Source organism: Streptomyces sp. WAC 06738 (assembly GCF_003945505.1).
GTDB lineage: Bacteria > Actinomycetota > Actinomycetes > Streptomycetales > Streptomycetaceae > Streptomyces.
The window spans coordinates 5,328,937-5,352,954 of the sequence record NZ_CP029618.1 but is presented as its reverse complement, the minus strand read 5'-3'; the positions used below and the strand labels follow the sequence as shown (position 1 = coordinate 5,352,954).

The 24,018-nt window shown below is 71.1% G+C and carries 23 protein-coding genes; 14 read left to right on the top strand and 9 right to left on the bottom strand.

Features of this window, described 5'->3' with window-relative positions; all coding sequences use genetic code 11:
• Positions 1-35: 35 nt before the first annotated feature.
• Positions 36-617: a rhodanese-like domain-containing protein gene (locus DMB38_RS23790; RefSeq protein WP_125936869.1), complete on the bottom strand. Its 582-nt coding sequence runs from the start codon at positions 615-617 to the stop codon at positions 36-38.
• Positions 618-701: 84 nt separating this feature from the next.
• On the opposite strand from DMB38_RS23790, the gene DMB38_RS23785 reads away from it, so the two are divergent.
• Entirely contained in the window at positions 702-989 is a 288-nt protein-coding gene (locus tag DMB38_RS23785) for a metal-sensitive transcriptional regulator (RefSeq protein ID WP_047017838.1), read from the top strand.
• Positions 990-1,007: 18 nt separating this feature from the next.
• On the opposite strand, the gene DMB38_RS23780 is transcribed toward DMB38_RS23785, so the two are convergent.
• Together DMB38_RS23780 and DMB38_RS23775 are read right to left on the bottom strand one after the other, a co-directional pair.
• Entirely contained in the window at positions 1,008-1,754 is a 747-nt protein-coding gene (locus tag DMB38_RS23780; RefSeq protein WP_125936868.1) for a sulfite exporter TauE/SafE family protein, read from the bottom strand.
• Between the two features lie 70 nt (positions 1,755-1,824).
• Complete coding sequence (locus DMB38_RS23775; protein ID WP_125939225.1) at positions 1,825-3,186, bottom strand: MBL fold metallo-hydrolase; 1,362 nt, start codon at positions 3,184-3,186, stop codon at positions 1,825-1,827.
• 150 nt (positions 3,187-3,336) lie between these two features.
• Between DMB38_RS23775 and DMB38_RS23770 the strand changes: the two genes are divergently transcribed.
• Positions 3,337-3,741, top strand: coding sequence for a DUF302 domain-containing protein (locus DMB38_RS23770; RefSeq protein WP_125936867.1), 405 nt, complete (start codon positions 3,337-3,339; stop codon positions 3,739-3,741).
• Here DMB38_RS23770 and DMB38_RS23765 read toward each other — a convergent pair.
• The gene (locus DMB38_RS23765; protein ID WP_125936866.1) at positions 3,716-5,245 is read right to left on the bottom strand and encodes an SDR family oxidoreductase; all 1,530 of its coding nucleotides are present in this window, start codon (positions 5,243-5,245) and stop codon (positions 3,716-3,718) included. The genes DMB38_RS23770 and DMB38_RS23765 overlap by 26 nt on opposite strands.
• 529 nt (positions 5,246-5,774) lie before the next feature.
• Between DMB38_RS23765 and DMB38_RS23760 the strand changes: the two genes are divergently transcribed.
• The gene (locus DMB38_RS23760) at positions 5,775-6,539 is read left to right on the top strand and encodes a M23 family metallopeptidase (RefSeq protein ID WP_125936865.1); all 765 of its coding nucleotides are present in this window, start codon (positions 5,775-5,777) and stop codon (positions 6,537-6,539) included.
• A 133-nt stretch (positions 6,540-6,672) separates the two neighbouring features.
• Positions 6,673-7,053: a nuclear transport factor 2 family protein gene (locus tag DMB38_RS23755; RefSeq protein ID WP_125936864.1), complete on the top strand. Its 381-nt coding sequence runs from the start codon at positions 6,673-6,675 to the stop codon at positions 7,051-7,053.
• A gap of 15 nt (positions 7,054-7,068) precedes the next feature.
• Here the strand turns inward: DMB38_RS23755 and DMB38_RS23750 are convergent, their stop codons facing one another.
• From DMB38_RS23750 to DMB38_RS23740, 3 genes are all read right to left on the bottom strand, one after another.
• The gene (locus DMB38_RS23750; RefSeq protein ID WP_125936863.1) at positions 7,069-7,500 is read right to left on the bottom strand and encodes a DUF5959 family protein; all 432 of its coding nucleotides are present in this window, start codon (positions 7,498-7,500) and stop codon (positions 7,069-7,071) included.
• Positions 7,501-7,640: 140 nt separating this feature from the next.
• Entirely contained in the window at positions 7,641-8,336 is a 696-nt protein-coding gene (locus DMB38_RS23745) for a hypothetical protein (protein ID WP_047017830.1), read from the bottom strand.
• Complete coding sequence (locus DMB38_RS23740) at positions 8,333-8,884, bottom strand: sigma-70 family RNA polymerase sigma factor (protein ID WP_125936862.1); 552 nt, start codon at positions 8,882-8,884, stop codon at positions 8,333-8,335. The genes DMB38_RS23745 and DMB38_RS23740 overlap by 4 nt, the downstream gene beginning before the upstream one ends.
• A 482-nt stretch (positions 8,885-9,366) precedes the next feature.
• Here DMB38_RS23740 and DMB38_RS23735 point away from each other — a divergent pair, with 482 nt between their 5' ends.
• Positions 9,367-9,762 (top strand): hypothetical protein, encoded by a 396-nt coding sequence (locus DMB38_RS23735; RefSeq protein ID WP_125936861.1) that lies wholly within the window; start codon positions 9,367-9,369, stop codon positions 9,760-9,762.
• A 10-nt stretch (positions 9,763-9,772) separates the two neighbouring features.
• Here the strand turns inward: DMB38_RS23735 and DMB38_RS23730 are convergent, their stop codons facing one another.
• Positions 9,773-13,051, bottom strand: a complete 3,279-nt coding sequence (locus tag DMB38_RS23730) for a type ISP restriction/modification enzyme (protein WP_240662436.1) — start codon at positions 13,049-13,051, stop codon at positions 9,773-9,775.
• Positions 13,052-13,338: 287 nt separating this feature from the next.
• On the opposite strand from DMB38_RS23730, the gene DMB38_RS23725 reads away from it, so the two are divergent.
• The 6 genes from DMB38_RS23725 (at position 13,339) to DMB38_RS23700 (ending at position 18,460) form a co-directional block, all read left to right on the top strand.
• Positions 13,339-14,847 carry a DUF4246 domain-containing protein gene (locus DMB38_RS23725; protein ID WP_125936859.1) on the top strand — a complete coding sequence of 503 codons (1,509 nt, stop codon included), beginning with the start codon at positions 13,339-13,341 and terminating at the stop codon, positions 14,845-14,847.
• A gap of 134 nt (positions 14,848-14,981) precedes the next feature.
• A complete protein-coding gene (locus DMB38_RS23720) occupies positions 14,982-15,551 on the top strand; it encodes a hypothetical protein (protein ID WP_125936858.1) in 570 nt (189 codons plus the stop codon).
• 336 nt (positions 15,552-15,887) lie between these two features.
• Positions 15,888-16,664, top strand: coding sequence for a PspA/IM30 family protein (locus DMB38_RS23715; protein ID WP_125936857.1), 777 nt, complete (start codon positions 15,888-15,890; stop codon positions 16,662-16,664).
• Positions 16,661-16,939, top strand: a complete 279-nt coding sequence (locus DMB38_RS23710; RefSeq protein WP_047017825.1) for a hypothetical protein — start codon at positions 16,661-16,663, stop codon at positions 16,937-16,939. Before DMB38_RS23715 ends, DMB38_RS23710 begins: the two co-directional genes overlap by 4 nt.
• Positions 16,940-16,945: 6 nt before the next feature.
• Positions 16,946-17,875 carry a zinc metalloprotease HtpX gene (gene htpX, locus DMB38_RS23705; RefSeq protein ID WP_125936856.1) on the top strand — a complete coding sequence of 310 codons (930 nt, stop codon included), beginning with the start codon at positions 16,946-16,948 and terminating at the stop codon, positions 17,873-17,875.
• A 6-nt stretch (positions 17,876-17,881) separates the two neighbouring features.
• Positions 17,882-18,460: a hypothetical protein gene (locus DMB38_RS23700; RefSeq protein WP_125936855.1), complete on the top strand. Its 579-nt coding sequence runs from the start codon at positions 17,882-17,884 to the stop codon at positions 18,458-18,460.
• Between the two features lie 15 nt (positions 18,461-18,475).
• Here DMB38_RS23700 and DMB38_RS23695 read toward each other — a convergent pair whose 3' ends face one another.
• Positions 18,476-19,390: an NAD-dependent epimerase/dehydratase family protein gene (locus DMB38_RS23695; protein WP_125936854.1), complete on the bottom strand. Its 915-nt coding sequence runs from the start codon at positions 19,388-19,390 to the stop codon at positions 18,476-18,478.
• 293 nt (positions 19,391-19,683) lie between these two features.
• On the opposite strand from DMB38_RS23695, the gene sigJ reads away from it, so the two are divergent.
• The 3 genes from sigJ (at position 19,684) to DMB38_RS23680 (ending at position 23,927) form a co-directional block, all read left to right on the top strand.
• Positions 19,684-20,574 carry an RNA polymerase sigma factor SigJ gene (gene sigJ / locus DMB38_RS23690; RefSeq protein WP_125936853.1) on the top strand — a complete coding sequence of 297 codons (891 nt, stop codon included), beginning with the start codon at positions 19,684-19,686 and terminating at the stop codon, positions 20,572-20,574.
• Between the two features lie 180 nt (positions 20,575-20,754).
• Positions 20,755-22,107, top strand: coding sequence for an NAD(P)/FAD-dependent oxidoreductase (locus DMB38_RS23685; RefSeq protein WP_125936852.1), 1,353 nt, complete (start codon positions 20,755-20,757; stop codon positions 22,105-22,107).
• Positions 22,108-22,118: 11 nt separating this feature from the next.
• The gene (locus tag DMB38_RS23680; protein ID WP_125936851.1) at positions 22,119-23,927 is read left to right on the top strand and encodes an extracellular solute-binding protein; all 1,809 of its coding nucleotides are present in this window, start codon (positions 22,119-22,121) and stop codon (positions 23,925-23,927) included.
• Positions 23,928-24,018: the final 91 nt, after the last annotated feature.

Here is a 24,018-nt window from a genome sequence, read left to right as displayed (position 1 = left end):
GCCCCGGCGGGCGCGCTGGTCGACGCGCGCGGTGCTCAGTGGCCGCGGAGTTCGGCGCGGGCGGCGTCGAGGTCGGCGGTGCGCGGGCGGTTGTGCGGGAGCTTGCCGAGGACGACCGCCATGCCGCAGGTGTTCGTCAGCGCGGAGAACACCAGGCCACCGGCGATGCCGGCCGAGATGAGCAGCAGCGCCGGGTGGACGAGGACGCCCAGGAGGAGGCCGAGGAGCACCAGGCTGCCCGCGGTGAAGCGCACCTGGCGCTCCATGCTCCAGCCGGCCCGGGTGTCGCAGGCCGCCGGGGTGTGCAGGTCGTGCCCGGCGGCGGCCCAGGCGCCGGTGCCGCCGGCGAGGGTGGCGGCCTCGATGCCCTGCTCGGCGAGGAGCTTGCAGGCGCTCTCGGAGCGGGCTCCGGAGGCGCAGACGACGAGGAGGTCGCGGCGCCCGGCGGCGTGGCGTATGTCGTCCAGCGCGGTGCGCAGGTGGTCGAGCGGGATGTTCACGGCGCCGGGCAGGTGGCCGGAGGCGTACTCGGCGGGGGTGCGCACGTCGACGACGGCGAGTTCGCCGAGGCGGGTGCGGGCCTGGTCCGTGGCGAGGGTGGTGGGCATGCGGGTCATGGCAGGTGGTGTCCTTACTGTTCGACGTCGTCCCGGGCCGGGACGTACGATACCCATAGGGGTATTTTTTTCCGAGGAGTGAGCGTGGAACTGGAGCTGGAGGGCGCGGACCTCAAGGCCGTGCTGAACCGTCTGCGCCGGGCCCAGGGCCAGATCTCCGGGGTGATCCGGATGATCGAGGAGGGGCGCGACTGCGAGGACGTCGTCACGCAACTCGCCGCGGCCTCCCGGGCGCTGGACCGGGCCGGGTTCGCGATCATCGCGACCGGACTGCAGCAGTGCGTGACCGACATGGAGTCCGGCCGCAAGAACGGGGAGGACCCCGAGGCGATGCGCGCCCGCCTGGAGAAGCTCTTCCTGTCGCTGGCATGATCACTCCGCACGGCCGGCTCACGCCACCGCGTCGATGAGCATGAACGCGGCCACCGCGAGCAGCGCGACGGCGAAGACCCCCCGCAGGGTGTCCCCGGAGACCCGGGCGGCGAGCCGCTTGCCGCCGGCCGCGGCGAGGACCGCGCCGCCGGTGAAGGGGCCGACGACCGCCCAGTCGAGGTCCGCGACGGTGCCCGCGCGGGTGGCGAGCGCGGCGAGCGCGTTGACGGTGATGACGAGCAGGCTGGTGCCGACCGCCGCCTTCATCCGCATGCCGAGCACCCCGATGAGCGCCGGTACGGCGAGGAAGCCGCCGCCGACGCCGACGAACCCCGTCACCCCGCCGAGCCCGGCCCCGGCCGCGGCGGCCCGCCCGGGGCGTACCGCGGGAGTGGCCTCCGCGCGGCGCCGGCAGCGCAGCATGCACACCGCGGCGGCTCCCGCGACCACGGCGAAGGCCGCGGTCAGCACCGCACCGGGCACATGGCCCGCGAGCGCCCCGCCGAGCATCGCGGGGCCGGCTCCGGCCGCCGCGAAGAGCAGGCCCGTACGCCACCGCACGTGGCCCTCGCGGGCGTGGGCGGCGAGCGCCGTGGCCGAGGTGAGGGCGACGATGACCAGGGCGGCGGAGGTCGCGGCCACGGGGCCGAAGCCGAGCAGGTAGATCAGCGCGGGCACGGCCAGCGCACTGCCGCCGCCGCCGAGCGCGCCGAGGGCGACGCCGATGAGCGCGCCGGCGGCGAGGGCGAGTATGAGGGCGGTCACGGGACGGCGCCGGTGGGACGGGGCCCGTACGGCGGAGGGCCACCGGGGCGTATCGCCCGCCGGCGGGCGGTCACCGGGCGGTCCGTACGGGAAGCCCCGCCTCGGCGGCGGAGTCGAAGGAGTCGTCGACGGCGACGACCTCGCGGCCCGCGGCGTCCAGCAGGGAGGCGGCGATGGCGGCGCGCATGCCGCCGGCGCAGTGCACCCACACCTCACCGGCGGGGATCTCGGCCAGCCGTTCGGGCAGGGTGTGGATGGGGATGTGGACGGAGCCCTCGACGTGTCCGGCGGCGCGGCGCTCCGCGTCGCGGCGTACGTCCAGGACGACGGCGCCGGCCGCCTTCCCCGCGAGATCGGCGAAGGTGGCGCGGGGGAAGGAGGCCGGGGTCTCCCCGTCGCGTACCCAGTCGGCGGGCATGCCGGTGGCCGCGGCGGCGGGGCGGTCGATGCCGACCCGTACCAGCTCGCGCTGGGCGTCGGCGAGCTGCCCGGCGGACTCGGCGAGCAGCGTGACGGGCTTGCCCCAGGGGATGAGCCAGGCGAGATACGTGGCGAGCTGCCCGGCGGCCTCGAAGTTGAGCGAGCCGGAGACGTGCCCCTCGGCGAAGGCGACGCGGTGGCGCAGGTCGACGACCCACTCCCCCGCGGCGAGCCGGGCGGCGATCTCCTCGGCCGCGGCGGGGGCGGGCGGGGTGAGGTCGACGGGGGCGGGGCCCGCGGTGTTGGCGGGGCTCATGTGGACGTAGTACGCGGGGGTGTCGTCGAGCCCGGCGAGCAGGTCGGCGACGAAGGTGTCGACGTCGCGGGTGAGGGCGTCGTTGACGGCCTTCTCGCGTCCGATGGTGGTGTCGCTGCCGCTCGCCTGCCCGGAGGAGCAGAAGCTGCCGAACCCGTGGGTGGGCAGCACGGCGGTCTCCTCGGGCAGCTCGTCGGCGAGCCGGCGCGCGGAGGCGTGCTGCGCCCGCGCCAGCCCCTCGGTGAGCCGCGGCTCAACCAGGTCGGGCCGCCCGACGGTGCCGATGAGCAGCGATCCCCCGGTGAACACGGCGACGGCGGCGCCGTCCTCCTCCAGCACGTACGACGTGTGGTGGGGGGTGTGCCCGGGGGTGGCCAGGGCCCGCAGCGCGAGGGGGCCGTCGATCTCCGTACGGTCCCCGTCGCGCACGGGTACGCGCCGGAAGGCGACGCGGGCGCCGGCGGGCACGAGGTACGCGGCCCCGGTGACCCGGGCCAGCTCCAGGCCCCCGGTGACGTAGTCGTTGTGCACGTGCGTCTCGGCGACGTGCGAGATCCGCACCCCGCGCCGCGCGGCGGCGGCGATCACGCGGTCGATGTCGCGCGGCGGGTCGACGGCGACGGCGGTGTGCTCACCGCCGGCGAGATAGCTGCGGTTGCCGAGCCCCGGCACCTCGATCGTGTCGACGAAGAACACGACGTACTCCCTTCCGTGTCTCATTACCCCGGGGGTATACGAGCGACCGTAGCACAATTACCCGGGGGGGTATTTTGGGAAGGGGGGGGAACACCCCGGGGATCCGCCTGACGCCCCACGCACCGACCACCGGAAGGGCAGCCGACCGCCATGCGCTACGACCGCACCGTGCACCTCGACACCGACTTCACCACCGCCGTCGCCCGCACCCGCGACGCCCTCGCGGCGCAGGGCTTCGGCATCCTCACCGAGATCGACGTCACCGCGACCCTCAAGGCCAAGCTCGACCACGACATGGAGGACTACGTCATCCTCGGCGCGTGCAACCCGCCCCTCGCCCGCCGCGCCCTGGACGCCGACCGCTCGATCGGCCTGCTGCTCCCCTGCAACGTCGTCGTCCGGCGCGACGGCGACCGCACCGCCGTGCAGGCCCTCGACCCCGGCACGATGGTCGCCCTCACCGGACTCGACGCGCTGCGCCCGGTCGCCGGGGAGGCGACCGAACGCCTCGACGCGGCGCTCGCCGCACTCACCGCGGCCGGCCGGAAGGACTGACGCCCGCGTCCCTGGCGGCGGCCCGGGTGATGTTGCGGGCCATGCCGCCGAAGACGACGCGGTGGAAGGGGAAGACCGACCACCAGTAGGCGTGCCCGGGAAGGCCGCGGGGGTGGAACAGGGCGCGCTGCCGGTACCGGGTACGGCCCGCGGCATCCTGCTCGGCGTACATCTCCAGCCACGCCAGCCCCGGCATCCGCATCTCCGCGCGGAGCCGCAGCAGGCGCCCGGGCTCGATCTCCTCGACGCGCCAGAAGTCCAGCGAGTCGCCGGCCCGCAGGTGCGCGGCATCGCGCCGCCCGCGGCGCAGGCCGACGCCGCCGGCGAAGCGGTCGAGCCACCCTCTGACCGCCCAGGCGAGCGGGAAGGAGTACCAGCCGTTGTCCCCGCCGATGGACTCGATCACCTTCCAGAGCACGTCCGGGGGTACGTCGACGGAGAGCTGCCGTTCGTCCTCGTAGAGGCTGCCGCCCGCCCAGTCCGGGTCGGTGGGCAGCGGGTCGCTGGGTGCGCCGGGCGCGGCGGCGGACGACCACCGGGTCGCCACCCGCGCCTCGCCGACGCGGCGCAGCGCCAGGGCCAGCGCCTCGTCGAACGGCAGCGGGCGCCCCGGCAGGTCGGGCACGTACCGGGCGATGTCGTGCTCGCGGCAGACGACCTCGTGGCGCAGCGACTCCGTGAGGGGCCGGGCGATGGCGGCGGGCACGGGGGTGACGAGCCCGATCCACTGGCTGGACAGCCCGGGGGTGAGGACCGGCACGGGCAGGATGAGCCGCTTGCGCAGCCCCGCCGTGGCGGCGTACCCGCGCATCATCTCCCGGTACGTCAGGACGTCGGGCCCGCCGATGTCGAAGGTCCGGTCGACGTCAGGCGGCATGGCGGCGGAGCCGACGAGGTAGCGGAGCACGTCGCGGACGCCGATCGGCTGGGTGCGCGTGTCCACCCACCGGGGGGTGACCATGACCGGCAACCGCTCGGTCAGATAGCGCAGCATCTCGAACGAAGCCGACCCCGAACCGATCACGACCGCGGCACGCAGCACCGTGGCGGGCACCGCTCCGTCCAGAAAGATCCGCCCGACCTCGGCCCGGGACCGCAGGTGCGGGGAGAGGGACGTCTCCGGCACCCCCCGCGGCGTAAGACCGCCCAGGTACACGATCCGCCGCACCCCGGCGGCCTCCGCCTGCCGGGCGAAGACGCGGGCCGCCCGCCGGTCGGTCTCCTCGAACCCGCCACCGGAGGCGAGGGCGTGCACCAGGTAGTACGCGACGTCCGTCCCGCGCAGGGCGCCACCCACGGACTCCTCGTCCGTGACGTCCCCGCGCACGACCTCGACGTCCCCGGCCCAGGGGTGGTCGCGGAGCTTCCCGGGCGTACGGGCCAGGCACCGCACGCGGTACCCGGCCGCCAGCAGCTCCGGCACCAGCCGCCCGCCGATATACCCGGACGCCCCGGTGACCAGGCACGTCAGCGGCTCGGGCGCAGGCTGGCCATCGGTGTCCATGATCGGCTCCTCCGGACGGACGGGCGGTCGTCACCGCGAAGCGGGCAAGACGACTCCATGATCACGTCAGCGGGGGCAGGACGCGCGGCGGCATGCCCACGCACACCAATCCGGGCACTCGGCGCATCACCACTCGCCGCGCCCTTTGTCACGGGTCAGGGGGCAAATGAGCGCTTGCCCGGGTCTGGCGGCTGCATGAGGTCAACTCGCCGCGACGCGGAGTCAATTATTCCGCTGGAATGCGCGACAGCCTTGCCGTCGAACACATGATCCCCCTAGCGTGGCTGCCCGTTCGAAAGGCGAACACCCGCTGCGCGCCGGACCGCCGAATCCTGCCCCCGGCGCCGCGGTACCTGCCGATCAGCTCGCACCGCCGGGCAGGAGCGGGGGACCCACGGGTCCGGCCCCCGCCGGACCGCGCCGTCCCTGCGACGGCTAGGGGTGAGGCCCGCCGAAGCCGGCGGCCGGGCAGCTCCAGCCCGAACCCGACAGCTCACCCCGCAGGCGTCCGGAGAAAGAGGCCCGTACGATGTCATCCCCTCACGGCCGCCACCGCGCCGCGCGCCGTCCCGGCAGCGCCCGCACACTCGCCACCCGCGCCTCCGCGGCGGGCGCCACCCTCGCCCTCCCGGTCATCGGCGCGTCCACCGCCTTCGCCGAGGAGGACACCACGTACACCGTCGCCTCCGGCGACACCCTCTCCGTCATCGCGGCGGAGCAGGACGTCGACGGCGGCTGGCAGACGCTGTACGAGAACAACAGATCCGTCATCGGCGAGGACCCGAACCTGATCGCCCCCGGGATGGAACTCTCCCTGGACGGCCCCGCCGACGGCACGGGCACCAACGCCGACAACGCCTCCTACGGCACCGACACCGCGGCGGCCGAGCCCACGGCCGTCATGCCCGTCGACGGCAGCACCCCCACGGCGGGCTACGAGGCGTCGGGCGCGAACTGGCAGAACGGCCACACCGGCCAGGACTGGTCCGTCCCCGTGGGCACGACGGTCAAGGCCGCGGCCAAGGGCACCGTCGTGGAAGCAGGCTGGGACGACTCCTTCGGCTACCAGATCGTCATCAGACACGGCGACGGCGACTACACCCACTACGCCCACCTCTCGCAGACAGACGTCTCCGCGGGCGACACGGTCGGCATGGGGGACCGCATCGCCCAGTCCGGCGCCACGGGCAACGTCACGGGCCCGCACCTGCACTTCGAGGTCCGCACGACCCCGGAATACGGATCGGCGAAGGACCCGATCACCTGGCTGGCCAACCACGGCGTGACGACCTGACACACCCCGGGGCGGTTGGGGCGGGCCTCCAGGGGCCCGCCTCATCTCGCCGCCGCTACGAGAGGCACCCGGCGGATCTGCCATCAGCAGAAGGGGAGACCGCTCCGGCGCCCGAGCCCGTCATGCTGGGCGGATGTCGAACGACGATCACACCGAAAGCCTCCGCGCGGCCGAACGGCGCCTTCAGGCCGCCCAGCTCGCCTCCGACGTCGCCGCACTGGGCGAACTGCTCGACGACGCGGGACGGTTCACCGGGCCCGACGGACGCCTCTACTCGAAGGACGACGACCTGGACGCCCACCGGACCGGCCACCAGGTGCTGACGGGCCTCAAGGAAGAGGACCTCCGGGTGTTCGCCACCGCGCACACCGGTGTCACCTGGTTCCTCGGCACACTGGAGGGCTCCGTCGGCGGGCAGCCGTTGCGCGCACGGATGCGCTACACCCGGACCTGGACCCGCGACCGGGCGGGCTGGAAGATCATCGCGGCGCACGCCACCTTCGTCACCGAATGATCCGGCCGGCGGGCCTCAGTCCTCGTCCAGGGGCCAGGTCTCCCAGACCTCGTCCAGGCGCCGGTACGCGTCGTCGAACCAGGCGTCGGCCAAGGGGACGGTGACCGTCACCGTCGTCAGGGAGTCGGAGGAGTCCTTGATCGTGACCTGGCACCGATCGTCGTCCTCGTCCAGCTCGACGAAGAACCACGGATCCCGCGTTCCCTCGCGCCAGGCGATGTCCTGGCCCGCGTCGAGCGCGTCCAGGGCCTGCTGCCACTCCCCCAGACCCTCGGGGCCGACCCAGGTCTTGAGGGTGCCGCGGACGAACGGCGTCTCGACCACGAACTCCCCGACCAGGACATCCGCCTCGTCAGGCCCCTTCCGCTCCTCCTTCCCGTCGATCCGGAGAACGACGGTGTTCCCCTCCCCCTCCAGGCGGATCAGGTCGATCGGTTCCTCAGCCATGACTGCCCCTCCCGGCTCGCACACGTCGCCGAAGACTAGCGGCCACCACTGACACCCCGTCGGTTGAGGGAGCGTCAGCCCGCGCCCTCGCCCGTACGAGGACGGGCACGTGAGCCGGGGAGCGGCACACCCTTCTTCCGTCAGTGCTGCTCGCAGTAGCGCTGGAAGCGGTCGGCGATCTCGCTCTCCGGCCGGCAGACCAGCGCGTCGCGGACGTCTTCGCGGGAAGCCAGACGCTGTATTTCCCGGTGCATGTGCGGTTCCCAGCCGGGTTCGCAGTTGCGGTCGACGTAGTCGGCGAAGAGGCTCACGCCGGATATGAACTCGTCGTCCGGTCCCCCGTCCTCCTGCAGTTGCGTGCGCCAGTGGCCGGCCTCGGCGGGCTCGCCCAGGCCGAGGTGGTGCAGGTGCAGGCAGTAGGCGGCGGCGCGGCTGCCGGCGCCGGCGGCCAACTGCCACCAGAACTGCGCGCTTTCCCGGTGATCCGCCTGGTACAGCATGCAGGCGAAGACCTGCATGCCGCGGATCGCCCCGTCTATGTCGGGCACCTCCAGCCACGCCTCGTGGCACTGCGGCCCGTGGTCGCTGAGCAGACTGGCCAGCCGGCCGACGAACCCCCTCGCCCCGGCCCGGTTGACGGTCCAGCGCACCAGGACCGACAACTCGTCCCGCGCCTGCACCACGGGAGAGGCGTCCGTGCCCGGGCCCGTATACCCGGCCGGCCCCTCCCGCAGCCGCCGGAGACCGGCCGCCACATCGAACCGCCGCCGGCCCGCCAGCATCATCTCCCCGGCCCCCGCCAGGAGTTGTTCGACTGCCGCGCTCTGCTCGCTCACTTCGTGTCCCCGTCCTTCTTCAGCAACTGCGCGAGATCCCGCTCCAGGCGCTTCGTGGCGCGACGGCAGTGGTAGTCGACGGTGCTGGCCGTGACACCCAGGTACCAGGCGATCCGCTCGGTGGGGAACTTGCACAGGTAACGCAGGACCACCACGTCGAACTGCCGCGGCGAGAGCTTCGCTATCGCCTCGTAGAGCCCGACGCCCGCGTTCTGCTGCTCCAGGAGTTCCTGGTACACGGCCAGCACGTGCGCGATCTCGCGCCGCACCGCCGACTCCTCGACGTACGAGGCGACCACCCGGCGCAGGATCGCCCACGCCTGCTGCCGCAGATCGCCGTGCCGGCCCAGCTCCTCCCAGCGGTTGCGGATCTGATGGAACGCCAGGTGGATCGCCTCTTCCGCGGTCTCGTCGTCGAGCCAGTGCTGGGCGTAGGTGAAGTAGGCGTCCGCGTTGGCGAGGTACAGCGCCTCGCACACGGGCGGGACGTGCAGCATGGCGTGCGTCACCGGGCTGCTGTGATCCTCTGCGGGGACTTCCTCGGTCATAGGTCCTCTTCGAGCGGGCCGGATATGGAGAATCGGGTGACTCCCTCGTCACCCGGTGAACGTGCTGCACCCAGCCAACCCGACCACATGAGCGAACACGCATGAGCAGCGCGTCGATTTCGCCCCGCGATCATGGATTCCGCGCCACGCACAACTCCTTAACCCGCGGTAACGCCCCGGCGAACTGCACGTTCGGGAATCCGGCAGAACCGCGGTCTACACCTTTCCGGCAAGGTGATGTGCCTCACAGTGCGAGCTATGCCCTGAGCCCTGAAATTGCAGCCACGAATCAACGATCAAACCAGACCGCCTTGCGCCGACCATTGCGCACTGCTCGACCGGAATCGGAAGGCAGACGAATACTCCGGGCCGACCGAAGCGCGGGAAAGGTGGCCCTCGGGCAGAGCTTCCCGCAGAGCGCCGGCCGGCGGTGGCAGGCACAGGGCGAGTAGGTCATGCCACCCGTGTGCTAGGCATGGCGCATGTCCGTCCCCCATGTCTCCCTGACGGCTTCACAGCACCGGCTGCTCGCCGAGCTGGCGCAGGCCGCGCTCCCCTCACCGAGCCGCGAACCCGCATACGCAGCGGCCCGCGGACTCGACCCGCAGCGGGTGGCCGCCGACGTGCCGGACCTTCTGTGGATGAAGCTGGTCTCGGATACGGACGGGCTTCTCTCGCTGACGCTGCTCGGGGCCGCCGTCTTCCATCGAGCTGCCCAGGAGGAGGCCGAAAGACGGCTGGCCGACGTGTCAGCCTTCGCCGCCGCCCTGGAGTCCAGACCGGCGCCGGCCGGCGGTCCGGATCGCGCTCCGTACGCCCTGCGAAAGCTGGCTCAGGGGGAGTTCTCCCTGGACGAGGCGCTCTCCTGCCTATCCTGACCCGCCCCCGCTATCCCGCATCCGGATCTGCGAACAGTCCGTCGGCAAGCCGTCGCCGGGCCTTGCGGGCGGTCTCGCGGACGGGCAGCACGCCGGCGTTCTTCAAGTCCTGCTCGGTCACCACCGGACCTGCGAGAACCGCGGCCAGCAGCTCCCGCTGGACCGGGATCAGTTCGTTCAGCCGGCGGAGAACCGACAGCAGCTCGATCAGCTCGGTTGTCCATGCCTCCGGCCAGCGGTCGGTGTGGATGTCGTCGAGCGGGCTCGTTTTCTTGCTGTTCGGCGACGCCTTCCGGTAACCGAACCACTTGCGCACGACGCGCATTCCTCCGACATCGAACTCCCACACGCTCGGCGTGACAGGGCCGAAGGCGCCGTGGCCGAGATGGAGCGTCTGAGCACTGCTGTCGTAGCGAAGGGTTTCCGGCACGGCTTCGCCGACGTGGCTGAGGTAGCGAATGCGACGGGGGTCGTCCTCCCCGAACTCGACGCCGACGGACGTACACCCATACATGCCGTACGTCATGATCCACAGGACTTCGGCACCGAGTTCGACGGCCCTCTGCCAGGTCTCCGGGTTCCTGGTGAGCGGCAGCCGGACACCGGGGGTGAGAAGTTCCTCGGTGAACTGCTCGGTGAAGAGTGTGTGCCCGGCGACGGCGACGGTGTAGGCGGCCAGATCATGGACGGTCACCGGCTCTGTGCCGAGAGAACCGGTGAGGTGCGGGAGCAGCCCGGCTGGAACGTTCGCCGAACCGTCCGGGTGCAGGAGCGGCAGGACCCTGCCACCACGCCCGTTGAAGTGGTGGGTGTCAGGGATGAGCGCGGTCGCCATCACCGCCGGGCCGGTCTCGATCTCGTGGGAGGACTGCTGATTGAGGTAGATCTGACCTGGTAGCCGCGCCTCCCACAGCTCGGGGCGCGCCCGGTCGAGCACTCGGTGGTCAGCAATCAGCCACTGCCTGTCGAAGCTGCGCAGGGCTACGGGCACCAGATCAGGCACCATAGCGACTTCATCTGCAAGGGATTGCGCGTGGCACGGCAGACCCGGCAGTGGATCGCGCCTCAGGCCGAGGGCGCGGGTGTCTGTCTCCTTGAAGAGTCGGGCCTTTTCCTCTCTGTCCTGCTCGCGGATCAACCGCGCCCAGCGACGACGCAGGATCTCGGGCGACGGAGAAGTCACCCACGAGCGGTTCGCCTTCACCCCAGGACTCCCCCAGGGGAACAAGTCGTTCAACTCCGGGAAGTCGTCCCAGCCGGACTGCGAGGCGGGGGTGAACGGCCGGGTCGCTTCCTCGTGGACGTCGCGCCAGCCGTCGTCGTCAAGGCGGATCTCGTTGAGCTGGCGGAACTTCTCCGCCTGTCTGCCGTGGACGGATCGGTAGTGGATACGGGCCATGCGCCCCGGGTCGGCGTCCGCCCGCCGCAGGAAGATGCAGATGGCCAAGGGTTGCGCGACCTTCGGGAAGATCCGCGTACCTACATCGGCGCGTTGTCCCTCGGGAGAGAGATTGATGATCCAGCCCTCGTCGCACGTGCGCCGTAGATAGTCGCGCATGCCGCGACCGCCCGGGCCGGTGGCGAAGCCCGACGGAGTGATGAAGGAGACGACGCCGTGCCGGTCCTCGTCGTGGGCGTCGAAGACCTTCCAGGTGGCCCAGCGCCAGAAGTAGATGTACATGTTCTTCAGCACATGCTCGTATCTGCCGTTCCCCGGTAACCGGAACTCGTCCAGCAGCGGCTTCTCCTTCGCCACGGGCCTCTTCTCCACCCAGCCGCCGCGGTTCTCCGCCTTGTCGTCGTAGGGCGGGTTCGCGATCACGACGGTGACCGGGACGGTGCCCTTCACCAGGTTGGCGCGTCTGCGGGAGTCGGAGAGGACGCCGTACGTCGAGGCCAGTTCCTCTTCCTCGACATAGGGGTTGTCCAGGGTGTCCGTGACGAAGAGGTTGAGGCCGCGCTCGGGCAGCGGAGCCTCGTACCGCTTCAGCAGGTCAGAGGTGCGCAGTTCCGCGACGGCGTACGGCCCCATCTGCACCTCGAACCCGAAGAGACGCCGGGCCAGTCGCTCGATCGCGTCCTGTCTCATCGCCGGGCCGTGCTGTGCGGACGCCCGTTCGGCGACCCTCTCGATGATCGAGTGGAGGTAGGTCCCTGTGCCCATCGACGGGTCGACGATGCGCACATCGTCCTGGCCGTAGCCCTCTGCTTTGCTCAGCCGGCTGCGCAGCACATCCTCGGTGAGGCGGACCATGTCGTCGACCACATCGCGCGGTGTGTAGTACGAACCGCTGCGCTGCCGGAGTTCGGGGTCGTAGACCGTGAGGAACTTCTCATACAGGTGCATGTACGCGTCGCGGTTGCCTCTGCGGATGACGGGCCAGTCGACCCTGTTGATGGTGCTGGTCAGCAGGTCGAGAGTCACCGAGAACCGCTCGTTCACGTTGTCGGTGAGCAGTTGCAGGGCCTTGCCCATCAGCGCGTGCCCGGCATCCAGCCGCCGGCCGACCTCATGGAGGCCGCCCGTGGTGAGGGGGATGTTCTCCGTCCGGGCCAGTAGAAGCGCAAATGTCACTGTTTGCGCGTATCCGTCGGCGAAGGTGGCGTCGTCGGCGGAGGGGAAGAGCAGCCTGCGCCAGTCGCTCTTGAGCCCGGTGAACGGGCGGGTCCGGGCATCGTCCTCTGGTGCGGTGGACCGGGACTCGGCGGCCAGTTGTTCCCGCACTGCGGCCCTCAGCAGCCGGCAGAGTGGTGCGATGTGCTGGACGAGCCGGCTGACGTGGCCGATGCCGGGCGGGCCCCAACCCACGAACGTCCGCAGCAGCGCGTCGAGCGCCGCGGGGTCTGCGGGCGCGAGTCGTCCACCTGCCTTCCGTAACTCACCGGTGAGCCGAACCGTCTCGCCGAACTGGACCCCGTCGCGAAAGATCCGCCACTCGGTGCCGTTGGTGTAAGCGAGGTTGGGGATGTCGCGGAGCCGGTGCCACTGCCTTTTGTTGTGGCCGGTGAAGGTCTCCGGGTCGACGGAGAGTCCGGGCTTTTTGACCTCCAGATAACCGATGGTGGCTCCGCGTTGCCGCAGGGCGTAGTCGGGACGTACCCCGAGATCCGGGATACGCACTTCGTCGTGCCAGGTGAGCTCACCGAGATCATGGTGTTCCGCAACCGCCTTGAGCAGCGTCTCCAGCGGTCCGCGGATGGCAGCCTCGGCACTTCCTCCGCCCCCGGTGAGCTTCGCCTTGCACGAGCTGCCGAACTCCGCAACGGCTTCGTGTAACCAGTCGTACATCCCGTCCGGCATAAACCCCCCAGCCCCATAGAGGGCCACCAGGTTGATGCCTGCAAGAGCACTTCGTCATACGCACAACTGCGTATCCCACCGGCTATCGGCCCCAGCAGGATCAGCAACCACTGACGCCACAGGGACCGCGCCCGAGGGCCGCCGGGGTGCGGTGGAGGTGGGGCCACGGCGGGTTCCCCGCTCGCTGAACTGCGGGGATGGGACGGCAGGTCGGGGTGTCAGTGGGGTCCCGTACGCTTCCGGCCACCGCACATCGACCGGGAGGATCAAGAGAATTGAGTCGCCTTTCTGCTTTCCCGCTGCCCTTTCAGGCATCGCGTTCCCTCTCGTTCGCGAAGCCTCGCACCCTGCGGGAACTCGAGATGATGCAGTGCAGCGCCCATATTCGGGCGAAGCCGGAGTGGTTCGACAAGATGAACGACGCCGGCGTCGTCGCCAGGTGGATGCAAGAGGCGATCGCCCAGGGTCTCACCGAAGCGCAGGTCGGTTATGTCCTCGCCGAGCTCGCGCATTACGCGGCGCTGCGCGACGCGAGCAACGGCGTGGAGGTTTCCGCCGTCGACGGGGTGTGGCAGTCGGACCGGCTGGTCGATGACGGGCTGAGGGCCCGGTTGCGGGAGGCGGTCCGGGTGCTGGAGGAGGTGCCGGAAGAGGAGCGGGACTGGCATCCCGGGTCCGAGGGGCAGGTGCTGGATCTGGTTCATCCGTCGCTGTTCTGTCTGGTGAACGGGGTGAGCGGCGCGCCCGAGCGGGCCTGGCGGAATCCGACGGACCGCTGGTCGGCGTACGAGTTCTCCGAGAAGTTCCAGTGGCTGCCCACCGACGTCGACGTCAGTGCCGACGGCGAGGTCGCCTTCCGTTCGTACGTGAACAATGTCCACCCCGAGACCCATCGCGAGCTGGCCGCCGTCCTCCCCGACCTGTTCGCCCGCCTGCTGCCGATGCTGGAGAACGTGCTCACCGATCTGCGCCACCCGCGGCCCCTGCGGATCGAGCCGGATCCGTACGGGTGGTACGACTCCGAGCCCGAGTATCCGGACGAGGAGGATCACAGCGACAAGGCGGCCTACGAGGAGGCCGTACGCGCCTGGGAGCAGGCCCAGGACGACTGGTGGGAGAACCGCAGCCCGGTCATCCCGGACGCGCCGGCCTTCACCCCGCCCGAGCCGCCCGGCGACTCCGCCCGCGTCGACCTGCGCGGGCGGCGGCTCCAGGTCATAGTCAAGCTGGCCACGATCCATCTCACCCCGGACAGGCCCGAGTACGCCGGGGGGTCGTGGCACGTCGAGGGGATGGTGAACGAGCGGATCGTCTCGACCGGCATCTACTACTGGGACAGCGAGAACATCACCGAAAGCCGGCTGAGCTTCCGGGCCGCCCTCGACCAGCCGGGCTACGAGCAGAACGACGACAACGGCGTGCGCGAGGTCTACGGCCTGGAGGACGAGGACCCGCTGAACCAGGTCCTCGGCTCCGCAGCCACCCCCGCCGGCCGCTGCCTGGCCTTCCCGAACATCCTCCAGCACCGCGTCGGCGAGTTCCGCCTCGCGGACCCCACCCGCCCGGGGCATCGCAAGATTCTCGTGTTCTTCCTGGTCGACCCGGAGACGACCATCGTCTCGACGTCCGATGTGCCACCGCAGCAGCCCTGGGCCGACACGTCGACCATGACGCTGGAGGAGGCCAAGGCCCACCGCGAACAGCTCATGCACGAACGCAAGTTCTTCGTCGACGAACACAACGAGCAGCTCTACGAGCGGGAGTTCTCCCTCTGCGAGCACTGAGGCCGGCCCGGCGGGCCGGGCGCGATCGCACGGCCCGTCGTGGTCCTGCCGGGTATTACCCCGGCAGGGCCGGAACCGTTCTGCCGCGGGCTGCGTGACCTCCTTGTGTTGCCGGCTGATGCTGAGGGGGACCCATGAAGGCTCGGGCGATGGTGAGTGTGGTCGTGGCGGGGTGTGTGGCCCTGGTCGCGACCGCGTGCGGTCCGGACAAGAACAAGGACGACTCGGACGCGAAGGCTCCGGCGGCGTCGGAGCCGTCCGCCTCCACACAGGTCGAGAAGCCCTCGGCCGACCCGTCCCCGTCCGCCCCGAGCGAGAAGCCGTCCGCCCTTCCGGCCGGTGACGGGCCCGCGCCCAAGACGAAGGAGGGCGCGATCGAGCGGTACGAGGTGTACCTCCACGCCGTGGGCCGTGAGGACGTCGACACCGTCTGCGAGGTCGCCGGGCCCGCCGCCGAGAAGGGGGAGGCCGAGGGCGTCGGCCCGTGCACGACGGCGTTCCTCGCCATGTTCCAGATGATCTCGCCGGAGCAGAAGGAAGCTCTCAAGACCGCCACCGTCGACCCGCAGGGCGTCACCGTGCTCGCCCCCGACAAGGTCGAGATTCCGGCCGAAGCGGTGAGGGCCTCCGTCACCTTCTCCGACAGCGAACTCGGCAGGCGCACCATGGGGTACCTCAAGGACGAGTGGTTCATCACGGACTGAGCCTCGCCCCTCCGCCCCCGCCGCGTCCCGTCCCGCCCCGTCCCATCGCGTACGGAGCCCCAGCCCGGCGGCTCCGTACGCGACGGGACGCCCTACTCCACGCGCTTCCCTCACTCTGCGTAGCAACCCCGCCGCCCAGGGCGAAGCCCGGCGGCCGCCTCCACACCCCCGCCCCCCAGCCGGTGAAGATGCCGGACCGCGCAGGTGCGGCACAATGGAAGTGCCATGGTCGGGGTTGTGGCCCCACGCGGCAGGCTCACCGCGCGCGTATGCGCAATCGCCCGGCCTGTCTCTCGCGCACCAAGCGAAGTCGAGAGGCGAGAGGAGGGCGGTCTCATGACCGGCATCACCAAGCGTATCGGCGACCTGTTCCGGATCAAGGCCAACAAGGCGCTCGACCGGGCCGAGGACCCGCGTGAAGTCCTGGACTACTCGTACCAGCAGCAGTTGGAGATGCTGCAGAAGGTACGGCGCGGTCTGGCCGACGTCGCCACCAGCCGCAAACGCATCGAGCTGCAGGCGGACCAGTTGCGGCAGTCCACGGGCAAGCTGGAGGGCCAGGCGCAGCAGGCGCTCGCGGTCGGCCGGGAGGACCTGGCCCGCGAGGCGCTCACCCGCCGTACCACCGCGGCCTCGCAGATCGCCGATCTGCAGGATCAGCAGGCGGCGCTGCAGGCGGAGGAGGAGAAGCTGACCCTGGCCTCGCAGCGCCTCCAGGCGAAGGTGGACTCGTTCCGTACCCGCAAGGAGACGATCAAGGCCACCTACACCGCGGCCGAGGCCCAGACCCGGATCACCGAGGCCGTCAGCGGCGTCGGCGAGGAGATGGGCGATGTCGGCCTCGCCGTGCAGCGGGCCCAGGACAAGACCGAGCAGATGCAGGCGCGCGCGGGCGCGCTGGACGAGCTGATCGATTCCGGGGCGCTGGAGGACGCCACGCTGCCGGGCGGCCGGGACGACATCGAGACCGAGCTCGAGCGCGTGGGTGCGGATCAGGACGTGGAGCTCGAGCTGGCCCGGATGAAGGCGCAGTTGCCCGCCGGTTCCGCCCCGGAGGAGAAGGGGGATCCCGGCGCCGCCGGGGGCGGCTCGGACGAGGAGGCGACGTCATGATCATCCGGATTCTCGGCGAGGGCCAGTATGAGGTCGCCGACCAGCACCTGGACCGGCTCAACCACCTGGACGCCGCCCTCCAGTCGGCCGCGGACGCGGGTGACGAGGGAGCGTTCGGTACGGCTCTGTCCTCGCTTCTGGACGTCGTACGCAGCCTGGGCCGGCCGCTGCCGGACGAGGAGATCACGCCGTCCGACCTGGTACTGCCCGACGAGGGCACCAGCCTCACGCAGGTGAGGCACCTGCTTTCCGACGATGGTCTGATCCCGGGGTGAGAACTGATGCGCAGCCGCTTTGAGCCCGACCGGCGCCTGACCACCCGCATGGTGGTCACGATGTTCCTGCTCGGGCTGGTGTACGTGGCCTTCGTCGCCGCGCTGATCGCACTGCTCAAGTCCGTCGTGCTGGTGGTGGTCATCGCCGCCGGGGTGCTGGCGCTGCAGTACTGGTTCTCGGACCGGATCGCCCTGTACGCGATGCACGGCAGATTCGTCACGCCCGAGGAAGAACCCCAGTTGCACGGCATCATCGACCGCCTGTGCGCCACCGCGGACATGCCGAAGCCCCGGGTGGCCGTCTCCGGGATGGACCTGCCGAACGCCTTCGCCACCGGCCGCAACGCCGACCACGCCGTCGTCTGCGTCACCAAGGGACTGCAGCGCCGCCTGACGACCGAGGAACTCGAAGGCGTCCTCGCCCACGAGCTGTCCCACATCGCGCACCGCGACGTGGCGGTGATCACCATCGCCTCGTTCCTGGGCGTGATCGCGGGACTCGTCGTCCGCTTCGCCTTCTACTCCCAGATCTTCGGCGGACGCTCGCGCGACCAGAACACCGTCGTCATCCTCGCCGCGGTGATGGCCGTCTCGGCGGTCGTCTACGCGGTCAGCTTCGTGCTCATCCGCGCCCTCTCGCGCTACCGCGAGCTCGCCGCCGACCGCGCCGGCGCCATGCTGACCGCCAAGCCCTCCGCGCTGGCGTCGGCCCTCACCAAGATCAGCGGGGACATCGCCCGTATCCCCACCCAGGATCTGCGCACCTCCCAGGCGTTCAACGCGTTCTTCTTCACCCCCGCCATCCGCCCGGGCACCGCGATGGCCAACATCTTCTCCACCCACCCCACCCTGGAGCGCCGTCTGGAGGCCCTCGCGGGGATCTCCGCCGAACTCGGCGAGCCGGGCGGCGGCGGGGACTCCGCGGGAAGGAGCTGAGACCTCGTGGGCTTCCTCGACTCCCTCTTCGGCCGGTCCAAGCCGGTCAAGCCCGACCTCGACCAGCTCTTCGGGCTCCCCTCGGCGGCGATCACGCTCCAGGCGGCCGTCGGCTTCACCCCGACCGGCGCGGGCTCGGTGTGCTTCGCGTCCATCGAGGGCGGGGCCTTCGCGCAGGTCCAGCAGGAGGTACGGGCCCTGCTGGACGCCGACTCCGAACGGGCCGGCGCGCCGGTCGAGTTCAGCCGCGACGACTACGGGTACTCCTGGCTGCTCTCCCGCCGCACGCCGGACGACCTGCCCGCGCTGGTGGGCGACCTGCACGCGGTGAACTCGGCGCTGGAGGACAGCGGCTTCGGGCCGCAGCTCCTCTGCTCCCTGGTCACCTTCCACGACGCCGAGATGCGCTCCCTGGCGCTGGTCTACCTCTACAAGCGCGGCACCTTCTACCCCTTCGCCCCGCTGTCCGGCGAGAAACGGGACAACCCGCTGGAGCTCCAGGTCAAGGCGGTGGTCAAGGACGATCTGCGCGTCGAGGAGGACCTGACCCGCTGGTTCCCGCTGTGGGGCGCCCCGGGCCTGTGAGGTCCACCGCCGCGTTCAGCCGGCCGCGATCATCTCCCGGAGCACGTCGTCGAGCGGGGTGGGGTGGAGGCCGAACGTCTCCTCGATACGGGACGAGTCCAGGACGAACGGCTGCTGGAACTGGTACTGCATCTCCGGCAGTTCACGTACCACCGGCGAGAAGAGCCCGCCGGCGCGGAGCAGCCAGCCCGGCATCGCGCGCAGCCGCGGCTCGCGTACCTCCGCCAGCCGGGCCAGGCGGTCGGCCAGTTCGCGTACGGAGAGGGGCGCAGCGGTGGGCGCGTGCCAGACGCGGCCCCAGGCCCGCTCGTCCTGCGCGACCGCCACCAGCGCCCGGGCGGCGTCGCGGGTGGCCGTCCAGCTGTGCGGGGCGTCCAGGTCGGCGGGCACCAGCGCGGGCTTGCCGGCCAGCACCTTGGGCGCGACGGTGACGGTGACGACGGAGTACGCCCCGGCGCCGATGAAGTCCGAGGCCCGTACGGTCGTCACGCGCACCCGGCCGGCCTCGTGCGCGGCGTCGGCCTGCCGCCAGACCTCGGCCCGGACGCGGCCCTTCACGCTGGAGGGGGCCAGGGGCAGGTCCTCGGTCATGGGGCCTTCGACCGGCCCGTAGGCGTAGAGGTTGTCGAGCATGACGTAGTCGGCGCCGGTGCGTTCCGCCGCGGTGAGCAGCCCTTCGGCGAGCGGCGGGAGGGCCTTGGGCCAGGTGTGGTACGGCGGGGCGGCGCAGTTGAAGAGGGTGGCGGCGCCCCGGGCGACCTCCGAGAGCCGGTCGGCGTCGGCGGCGTCGGCGGCCACGCGCTCGATCGCCGGGTGCTCGGGCCCGCCACCGCCGCGGGTGACGAGGCGGACGCGGCGGCCGGCGTCGGCGAGCAGACGTGCGGTGGCCACACCGGTGCCACCGGCACCGACCACGACGGCGAGGGACATGCGCTCCTCCAGGGCTCCGGGCGGGCTCGGCGCAGGGCGCGGCGACCGGACGTACGGCACGGGCCGGTTGCCGAACACCTGGAGGTTCAGGGTATGCCCACACCGGACCGGACCGCGGTGAACCCCGCACCGGTTGGGCGGGCCCCGCACGCCGACGTGCGGCCGCCCCCGCCGGAGGGCACCGCACACCGGAGCCGGCCCGCCTCTCCCCGCAAGCGGCGGACCTGCTGTTCCCCGGCCCCGGCTGCCGTACGCAGCCCGTACGCTGGGGCCAGAGGAGGGGTGCGATCCGTATGGGCAACGGGCAGGCGCCGGGGCGCTCCGAGCAGGAGGACACGCTCGACGCCGGGTGGGAGAAGCACCGCCCCGCGGTGTTCGGCGTCGCCTACCGGCTGCTGGGCAGCGTGGCCGATGCCGAGGACGTGACCCAGGACGTGTGGCTGCGGGCGGCCAAAGCGGATCTGCGGGGCATCGGCAATCTGCGGGCCTGGCTGGTGACGGTGGCCGCACGGCGGGCGTACGACATCCTCAAGAGCGCCCGTGTCCGCCGGGAGACGTACGTCGGGCCATGGCTGCCCGAACCGCTGCTGACAGGGCCGGACGCGTCCGAGCCGGTGCTCGTCGACGAGTCCGTCAGCACGGCGATGCTCCTGATCATGGAGGAGCTGACCCCGCCGGAGCGGGTCGCCTTCGTCCTGCACGACGTCTTCGGCATCGAGTTCGGCCGGATCGCCGAAGCCCTGGGCGTGTCCGTACCGGGTGCGCGGCAGCTCGCCTCGCGGGCCCGGCGCCGTGTGGCCAAGGCGAAGGAGTCCATGCCGCGGGCGTCGAAGGCCGAACGCGCCCGCGTACTGGAGACCTTCCGCGCCGCCTACGAGGCCGGGGACCTGGAGGGCCTGGTCAAGCTGCTGCATCCGGACGCCGTCTACGTCACCGACGGCGGCGGCAAGGCCCTCGCGGCACGCAAGCTCATCCATGGCGGTGAGCGCATCGCCGAGGTACTGGTCCGCGTGGGCCGCCAACGAGGTGCGGACCGCGTCGACCTCGTGGAGGCCGGGGGCGAACTCGCCCTGGTGTTCCGCCAGGAGGGCGGGGTCTACTCCGTGGACACGCTGCAGATCACGGACGGTCTGATCACCGCGTACCGCAGGGTCGTCAACCCGGAGAAGCTGTCCCGCATCTGACCCGTGACGCCCGGAGGGCTACCTCGTCGCCCTGGTGAGAACGGAAGCGGGACCGCCGGGGAACGCCCCGGCAGGGAGCAGATGAGCTGGATTCGTCAACCGCCTGCCGGCTGTCACGCCCCGGCGGGCTGTCTCGTCTCCCTGATGAGCGGCAGTACGGGAGAGAACGGGAGTGGAATCATGCGTGAGATCGTGATCGTCGGCGGCGGGTACGCAGGCTTCTACACGGCCTGGAGGCTGCAGAAGAAGCTGCGCAAGGGCGAGGCACGCGTCACGATCGTGGACCCGCGTCCGTACATGACCTACCAGCCGTTCCTGCCCGAGGTGACGGCCGGGTCGATCGAGGCACGGCACGCGGCCGTCTCGCTGCGGCGGCATCTGCGCGGCACCCGGGTGATCGCGGGGACCGTGACCGAGATCCACCACGCGGACCACACGGTCACCGTCCGGCCGGAGCACGACGAGGACTACCCGCTCTCCTACGACATCCTGGTGGTCACCGCCGGCGCCGTGACCCGCACCTTCCCCATCCCCGGCATCGCGGAGCACGCGATCGGCCTGAAGCACGTGGAAGAGGCCGTCGCCATCCGGGACCGGCTGCTGACCGCGTTCGACCGGGCGGCCTCCCTGCCTCCGGGCCCTCAGCGGCGGGCCCTGCTCACCTTCACCTTCGTCGGCGGCGGGTTCTCCGGTGTCGAGGGCTTCGGCGAACTGCTGTCACTGGCCAAGGCCACGCTCAGGTCCTACCCCGAGCTGAGCGCCGACGAGCTGTCCTTCCACCTCGTCGAGGCCCGCGGTCGCATCCTGCCCGAGGTGACGGACAAGCCGGGCGCCTGGGTGGTGCGTTCCCTGGAGAAGCGCGGTGCGCGCGTCCACCTGAACACCCAGGTCGAGTCCGCGAAGGACGGACACCTCGTGCTCTCCGACGGAGAGGAGTTCGACTCGGCCCTGATCGTCTGGACCGCCGGCAACGCCTCCAATCCGGTCGTGCACAACCACACCGATCTGCCGGTCGACGCCCGCGGCCTGCTCCTCACCCGCGCCGACCTGCGCGTGGGCACCGACAGCGAACCTCTCGCGGACGTGTGGGCGGCCGGGGACGATGCGGCCATCCCCGACCTGGCCTCGCACGCGCCCGGAGCGCTGACGATGCCCAACGCCCAGCACGCCGTGCGGCAGGGCAAGCGGCTGGCCAAGAACATCGTGGCCGGCCTGCGCGGACGCAGCGCCCGCCCCTACCGCCACGGCAGCCTCGGAGCGGTCGCGACCCTGGGCATGGGACGCGGCATCTTCCAGTACAAGCGCATCGTGATCAAGGGATTTCCCGCCTGGCTGATGCACCGCGGCTACCACGTTCTGGCCGTACCGACGTGGGAACGCAAGATCCGCGTCCTGGCCGTCTGGCTCACCGCCGCACTCTTCGGCCGGGACATCGTCTCCCTGCAATCCGTCCAGCACCCCCGCGACGCCTTCGTCACCGGCTCCGACCCGGAACACACCCCCACCCGCCGGGCACCCCGCAACGCCGCCTGAACGAAAGCCGGGTGAGCCCGCGCAGCCCGGCCCGCGCTTCACCGGCCGTGCGGACGGCTTCCGGCCTCGAACTTCTCGCGAAGACGCAGGTGCCTGGGTATGGTGCGGCAATGCGGTCACTTGACTACGCGGCGGTGTTGCCGTTCCTGAGCGACATCGAAGTCGTTGCCTCCACCGTCGTCGCCGTCTGTACCGCGATCACAGGAGTCGTCGCTCTCACACGAGTCATCCGTTCCAACCAACGGACGGTGCGGGCGAAAAGCCTCAAGATCGGCTGGCAGGTCGATGCGGGCCCCGACTCGACAGGTGCCCTCGTCCTCAACGAATCCACGGCCACGTTCCAGAAGTTGGTCGTCACCGTCACCTGCGGCTCGCACCTGCGTACGGCCCGCAAAGACATCGCCGTCCTCAAGGCGGGCGACGAGCATCTGTGGCCGAGCGACGACGTCCACCGGTCGGTGAAGTCCAGGCCGGCTTCCGCGGATGCCTCGACCAGGCATCACGGCACACCGCACGACGTACAGATCACCTTCCGGGACGGCAAAGGCTACTGGTCCCGGAACGAAGAGGGGCTCGACCGGGTGCGGTCGCTGGTGGTCTGGGCGGAGCGGACCCGGGCGCGCACGCTGGCGAAGTACTTCGGGTGTTCCAGTCCCTTCCGCAGGACGTACGCGGTCTCCGTCAGGGTGGAGTCGTTCGAACGCACCGAGGCGCTGGAGGAAGCGTTCACACGACTCGTCGCGACCGGTCGCCCACCACGCGGCTACCACGTTCCGGACGTGGTGGCCGGGCCGCACGACTGGATCGGGCGCGTCGTAAGGGAAGGCTCGGTACTCGAGCCGCCGTTCAGCCCCGCGGGGCTGGCCCGGATCTCCCCTGTCGCCGTGGAAGCGCTCACCAGCCAGGAACAGCTCTACGCGATACCGTACGTCTTCGACAGCGTGGCCCTGATCCGCAACAACGCGCTTGCGGGCAACGGTCCGATGCCGACGACGTTCGACGAGACCATCCGCGCCGGTAACGCAGCCGTCGCAGCGAAAGGGATCGAGGACGGCGCCGGAGTCGCGCTCCAGGTCGGCTCCCCTGATGCAGCGGGGAATGCCGGCGACCCGTACCACATGTGGCCACTGTTCTCCAGCAGCGGCGGGACGTTCTTCGGCCTGCGCAGGACTCCCTCCGAAGCGGGCGGCGCCGGCAGGTTCGAGGACATCTCGGCGTGGCGCGAGAACTTCGTGAACGCGTTCGTCCGGCTGAGCGAGCTCGGCACCGGCCCGGGCGGGAGCGGCGCGCTGAACCCGGACATCGGCCGCGCGGAAGCCTTACCGCTCTTCCTGGAGGGCCGCGCCCCGTTCCTGGTCTGCTCGTCACGTGCCCTCGCCTCGATCAAGGACCGGCGCATGGACGTGAGCGTCGCCGCGGTACCTCCGCTGGGCGACAGGCAAGCCGTGTCGATGGTCTCGGTGTACGGCTTCTACATCTACCGGAACGCACCGAACGTTCCCGCGGCACGCGACCTGGTGACCTCCTACCTGTCCCGGCCGGACGCGGGCGAAGACCTCAACAAGCTTCAGCAGCTGGTACCCGTACAGGAGGAGGCGATGGGCACCGTCGCCGCCCGGGACGCGATCCTGCGTCCGTACATCGGCCAATGTGACGACGGCCAAGTGATGCCGTCGTGGCCGGAGATGCGCGCGGCGTGGCAACTCCTCGGACACACCGAGTACAAGGTCCTGGCCGGCGAGGGCGACCCGCGCGCCGTGGCCGCAGAAGCCGCCGAGGCCGGCTGGGAACTACTCCGGGAGGCACGCGACTCCGACTAACGAACTCCCGAAGCCAACCGGGGGCGCGATCGGCACCCCAGGACCCCCGGCCCCCGGCTGACCTGATGGTTCGCCAGTTCGCCCGAGCAGC